A 5,074-nucleotide genomic window follows, 5' to 3' on the forward strand; every position below is an offset into this window, starting at 1 on the left:
CGGTAGTGCGGGGTACGGATTTTACCGAGCCGCTGCAACTTAATTTTGACAGCCATATTCTTCTTTCTGTGGTCACCGGGCAGTGCAGACACTCCCTACCAGGAGGGAGCCGGTTCAGCCCTTGGATTTAACCTGCGCGTGACCACCGGTCGGCCGTGGCCGAGGACGGTGTTACGCAGGAAAGCTACGTATTGTCCCATCGGCACTACTCACGCGGGAGCACGCCGAAACAGACAACTTTCCGAATGCTAGCAGATCACACCCGAATTACCGAAACACCGCGCGCTGTGTGTCATGTATGGGTCACTCATCGGCATGACTTATCAGCACTACTTCTTCCGTCGACCCTGAGAACCTTGCCCAAAGTCAAGGTTGTTGAGGTCGATATTTTCCATTCCCTTAGGCAGGTTCTGCTGCCCCATCCCAGGCATACCGGGCATTCCGCCGCCCATACCCATCTGCTGCTGAAGCTGCTGCAGCTGATCCATGTTCGGCATCCCGCCACCACGCTGCGCCGCGGCACGGTTCTTATTCTTGTTCTTGCCCTTCTTCCCCTTCTTGCCTTTACGGCCTTTCTTCTGCTTCTTTGTCGCGCTACCCCCGCCCATGCCGAAACGGCTGGTCATCTTGCTCATCATCTTCTTCGCCTCGAAGAAGCGCTCAACCAGCTGGTTAACATCCTGAACGGTCACACCAGAACCGGCAGCAATACGGCGGCGTCGCGACGCATTCAGTATCTTCGGATCATTGCGCTCAGCGGGAGTCATACCGCGAATAATGGCCTGGATACGGTCGAGCTGCTTTTCGTCGACCATGTCAGCCATTTTGGACATCTCGGAGCCGCCCGGAAGCATCTTCAAAATGGCGCCCATCGGTCCCATGCGACGCACCATCAGCATCTGCTCAAGGAAGTCATCCAGGGTGAGTTCCCCAGAAAACATTTTCGACGCCGACCGCTCAGCTTCTTGCTGATTGATCTTCTGCTCAGCCTGCTCGATAAGCGTCAGGACATCGCCCATGCCCAGGATCCGGTTTGCCATCCGGTCCGGGTGGAAGACGTCGAAGTCGTCAAGCTTTTCACCAGTGGAGACGTAGAGAATCGGCTTCCCCGTCACCTCACGGATGGAGAGGGCTGCACCGCCTCGAGCGTCGCCATCGAGCTTGGTGAGGACGACGCCGGTGAAGTCAACGCCTTCTCGGAACGCGTCGGCAGTATGAACCGCGTCCTGACCGATCATCGAGTCGATCACGAAGAGGACTTCGTCGGGGTTCGTGGCGTCACGAATATCTCGCGCTTGCTGCATGAGGACTTCATCAATACCAAGCCGGCCGGCGGTATCGATGATGACAACGTCGTGTTTCGTGCGCTGCGCTTCCTCAATACCCGCGGTCGCGACACCGACAGGGTCGCCGTGTGACTGACCCATTTCATGTTCGACGGTGTCCGTCCGGGTCCCCGGATCCGGCGCGAAAGTTGGCACGTCAGCACGTTGACCGACGATTTCCAGCTGCTGAACAGCTCCCGGGCGCTGGAGGTCACAGGCCACCAACATGGGCGTGTGCCCTTGCTTCTTCAGGTGGTGAGCTAATTTCCCGGCCAGCGTGGTTTTACCAGCACCCTGCAGACCGGCGAGCATAATCACCGTCGGAGGATTTTTCGCTAACTGAAGGCGCCGGGTCTCGCCGCCCAAAATGCCGATGAGCTCTTCATTAACGATCTTGACAACCTGTTGAGCAGGGTTAAGCGCCTCTGACACCTCAGCACCAGTAGCGCGTGCCTTGATGTTCTTAATGAAGGCGCGGACAACGGGAAGCGACACATCTGCTTCCAGTAAAGCTAAGCGGATCTCGCGCGCCGTGGCGTTAATATCTGATTCAGTCAGCCGGCCTTTACCGCGCAAACCTTTGAGCGCTCCGGTCAATCGGTCAGACAGTGACTCAAACACAGATTCTCCCCTGTTGGGTTGTCGGCATGAACTCCCCTAGCATACAAGCTCGAGGCTTGCAGTACTGAGCCCACTCGTATCGGACGGGTACTACCTACGCACTCGGGCCTATGAACTAGGCCCTATTTCTTGTTTTGCGCAAGGGTGGAAAATGCCTGTTTAATGCAATCCACAAAAATAGGCATTGCCCCATAGTCCGGGTGAATACCGTCAGATTGCAGGTCACCGGTGTGCTTTGCTGCCACATCGGACCAGTCCGCGACAGTCACGTTCGGATATTTCGCCGCTATCTTTTGGTACTCATCCGTCACTTGCGGCTCCCAGCCAGCACCATACGTGTTGACCAGAACCACGGTCCGCCCACGCTGAATCTCGTCGATTTCCTGCTCAACAGCCTGGGGATCGCGAACACCCCAGTTTGTTCCCAGCGCAATAACGACGGCACGGCGGATCTTCCCCTGGCGCTCCATGTCTTGCATGATCGGAATAGCTTGCTCCCACGCACGCTCCGACTGCGCAACGATATCCACGCCGGGATAGTCCTTGACAATCTCCGGGGCCGTCGTGACCAGCATGGAATCACCGAACATCGTCGTGTCCTTACCCTCCGGCGGGGTGTAGTCCACTGTGTCCGAGCGGTCTGTTCCCTGCCCGCCCGTCGCGCCAGCACCATCTCCCGCGGAGGAACCGTCGCCAGTATTGACGAGGTGTTCGTTTTCGGTGATTTTTTGTTCGACGAGTGTTTTGTCCGGCGCAGTCGAGGCCACAGATACTGTGCATGCCGCGAGCGCGACGGGAACAATCAGGGTTGCCACAGCGGCCGGTGTTAAGCGAACACGACGCGATGTGCGGGAGTTCCTACGTGCCGACGTCCGACGACCGTCACCGTGAGTATCCGGATGCTTAACGAAGAGCCCGCAAAACGCTGCCCACGCGCCACGGAAGCCTAAGCGCCTGATCGGAGTTTCCAGATAGCGCAGGGAAATCTCACACACAATGAACGTGACGACGACGGCACCCAACCGCACAGCCCACGATGCTGCACTGTTGTCCGGTGTCGGGATGACGATTTGCGCGAGGATGATCAGCGGCCAGTGCCAGAGATAGACCGCGTAGGACCGATCGCCGAGCCACGACGCGGGGCCAGATGACATCAGCTGGACTAAGCCGCCACGTTTGACCAGGAAGCTGGCGATCATGATCGCGGTCAGGACGTTCGCCACGGCAATGCCGCCGTGGAACGCCTCGGCTGAGCCGTCGCCAATGATGATCATGAGAACGATTAATCCGGCGCAGGAGAGCCAGCCGAGGATCGGCCCCACCGCAGACCAGAACCGTGTTGTGATGAAACCTCCGTCGGCGCGCGATGCCTCGAAGGCTAGGGCGGCACCGATCATGAGCCCGAAGAGGTGTGTGTCCGTTCCGTAGTACACGCGTGTCGACGAATCCGGGCTGAAGAGAACTGCCATGCCAACGGCGGATGCGGCGGCGACGATGAGCAGGGAGAATGAGACCCGGCGTCGGGCGAAGTGGTGTCGAGCTATCCAGACGAATACCCAGGGCCACAACAGGTAGAACTGCTCTTCCACCGCCAGCGACCAGAAATTCATGAACAGCTGTGGGACGTTGCGGGTGAAGTAGGACGACCCGGCGGCAATCTCGACCCAGTTGTAGGAGAAGGTCAAGACCCCGACTATCTGCGGAGCAATGCGTACCAACAGGTCCTGGGCTTGTTCGGCCCAGCGCGTGCACAGCCAGGTCAGCGGGACGACGATGATGATGAGGCTGACCAGCGCCGGGATGAGCCTGCGTGCACGTCGAATCCAGAAATTCGCCAAGTTCGAGTGACCCGTCTTGTGGCGTTCGCGGATTAAGAGCGTCGTGATCAAGAACCCTGAGACGACGAAGAAGACGTCGACGCCCATGAATCCGCCGGGCAGCAGATCGGGATCGAGGTGGAAGAGGAGGACCGACAGAATTGCGATAGCGCGGAGGCCATCCAGCCCCAAGATCCGGCCACCAGGAAGTGTGGGCGAGACTCGAGTGGGCTGAGCTTTCGTGCGACGCCGGGTGCCCTGGTGTGAGCGTGGTGCGCGCGTGGGTTGCGGCGCGTGTGAGGACCGCTGAGCTTGTGACGCTGAACGGGCACGATGGCCGGCCGAGGTGGAAGCCCTGTCTACTCGGTTGTAGTGAGTTTCCCGGGTAGCGCCGGCATCGCGATCTGACGATGATTCGCGGGTGAGGAAATCTGCTTCGGGGCGACGTCGGCGGGCCTCTGCCAGCGCTTCTGCCCGTATGGAATAAAAGTTGTCGCTAGGTAAGCGGCGCCCGTTGCGGTCTAAGCGTCCCCGCGTGTATCGCTGCGGGTACTCTGTCCCCCGGTTCTGACGGGGATATGACTGACGGGGCTGCGCAGTGTGAGGAGGTCGTGCTTGTTGCTCACGAGAGTGACGACTGTGGGTCGTCGACGCGCTCTCCGGGGCCTGGTTGGTACGGCGATCATGACGACCATCGGAGGGCGACCATGTGACACGGGCCTCGCGCCCCGGCTGTCGGCTATCACGACGGTGGTGTGCCACAAAAACCACCTTTCTGGAAAATCTCCACACAAAGCATAGCGGAAATAAAACTTTACTGGAGAAATGCTGAAAAAGCGTGACAACTATCGCGTGTCCATCACTAAAACTAATTATTTTAGGTAAATAACGTACCTGACTAGCAATGGCGATGACACAAGAATCGGAACAATCCCGCGATCGGACGGCGGCACAGACCCAGCTGCACGGTGCTTACTGATAACGGTGCTCTACCGGGCCCATCGATAACGCTTTTTACCGTCGCAGGCAACCACTACCCGGCCCCCGGGCTCCGATGCTTTAATCACCGAGGGCGTGCCGAATACGCATGACCGCAGCGTCCTTCTCTTTACGAGTCAGCCCCGGCTTCACACCGAACTGATCGACGACCGTATCGGCAAACGTCGAGACCGTTGCCCAGCGAAGCTCCGGTAGAGCACCAATCACGGCGGCCAAAACACCTAAACGATCCCGGGCACGAACCTCGAGAATATCGCCATTCCACACCAGTTCAGCATCATCTTTGGTGAACGGAAGACGCGTTTCTCGAGA

The 5,074-nt window shown here is 58.6% G+C and carries 3 protein-coding genes; all 3 read right to left on the bottom strand.

Annotated elements, in window-relative coordinates; translation table 11 throughout:
• Positions 1-329: 329 nt before the first annotated feature.
• Positions 330-1,946 carry a signal recognition particle protein gene (gene ffh, locus Q3981_RS08545; protein ID WP_204581558.1) on the bottom strand — a complete coding sequence of 539 codons (1,617 nt, stop codon included), beginning with the start codon at positions 1,944-1,946 and terminating at the stop codon, positions 330-332.
• A 122-nt stretch (positions 1,947-2,068) separates the two neighbouring features.
• Positions 2,069-4,525 carry an acyltransferase family protein gene (locus Q3981_RS08550; RefSeq protein WP_303125261.1) on the bottom strand — a complete coding sequence of 819 codons (2,457 nt, stop codon included), beginning with the start codon at positions 4,523-4,525 and terminating at the stop codon, positions 2,069-2,071.
• A 297-nt stretch (positions 4,526-4,822) separates the two neighbouring features.
• The coding region (locus tag Q3981_RS08555) for a hypothetical protein (protein WP_303125262.1) at positions 4,823-5,074 on the bottom strand (252 nt) is incomplete at its 5' end.

Origin of the sequence: Corynebacterium sp., assembly GCF_030530965.1 — a bacterium.
Classification (GTDB): domain Bacteria; phylum Actinomycetota; class Actinomycetes; order Mycobacteriales; family Mycobacteriaceae; genus Corynebacterium.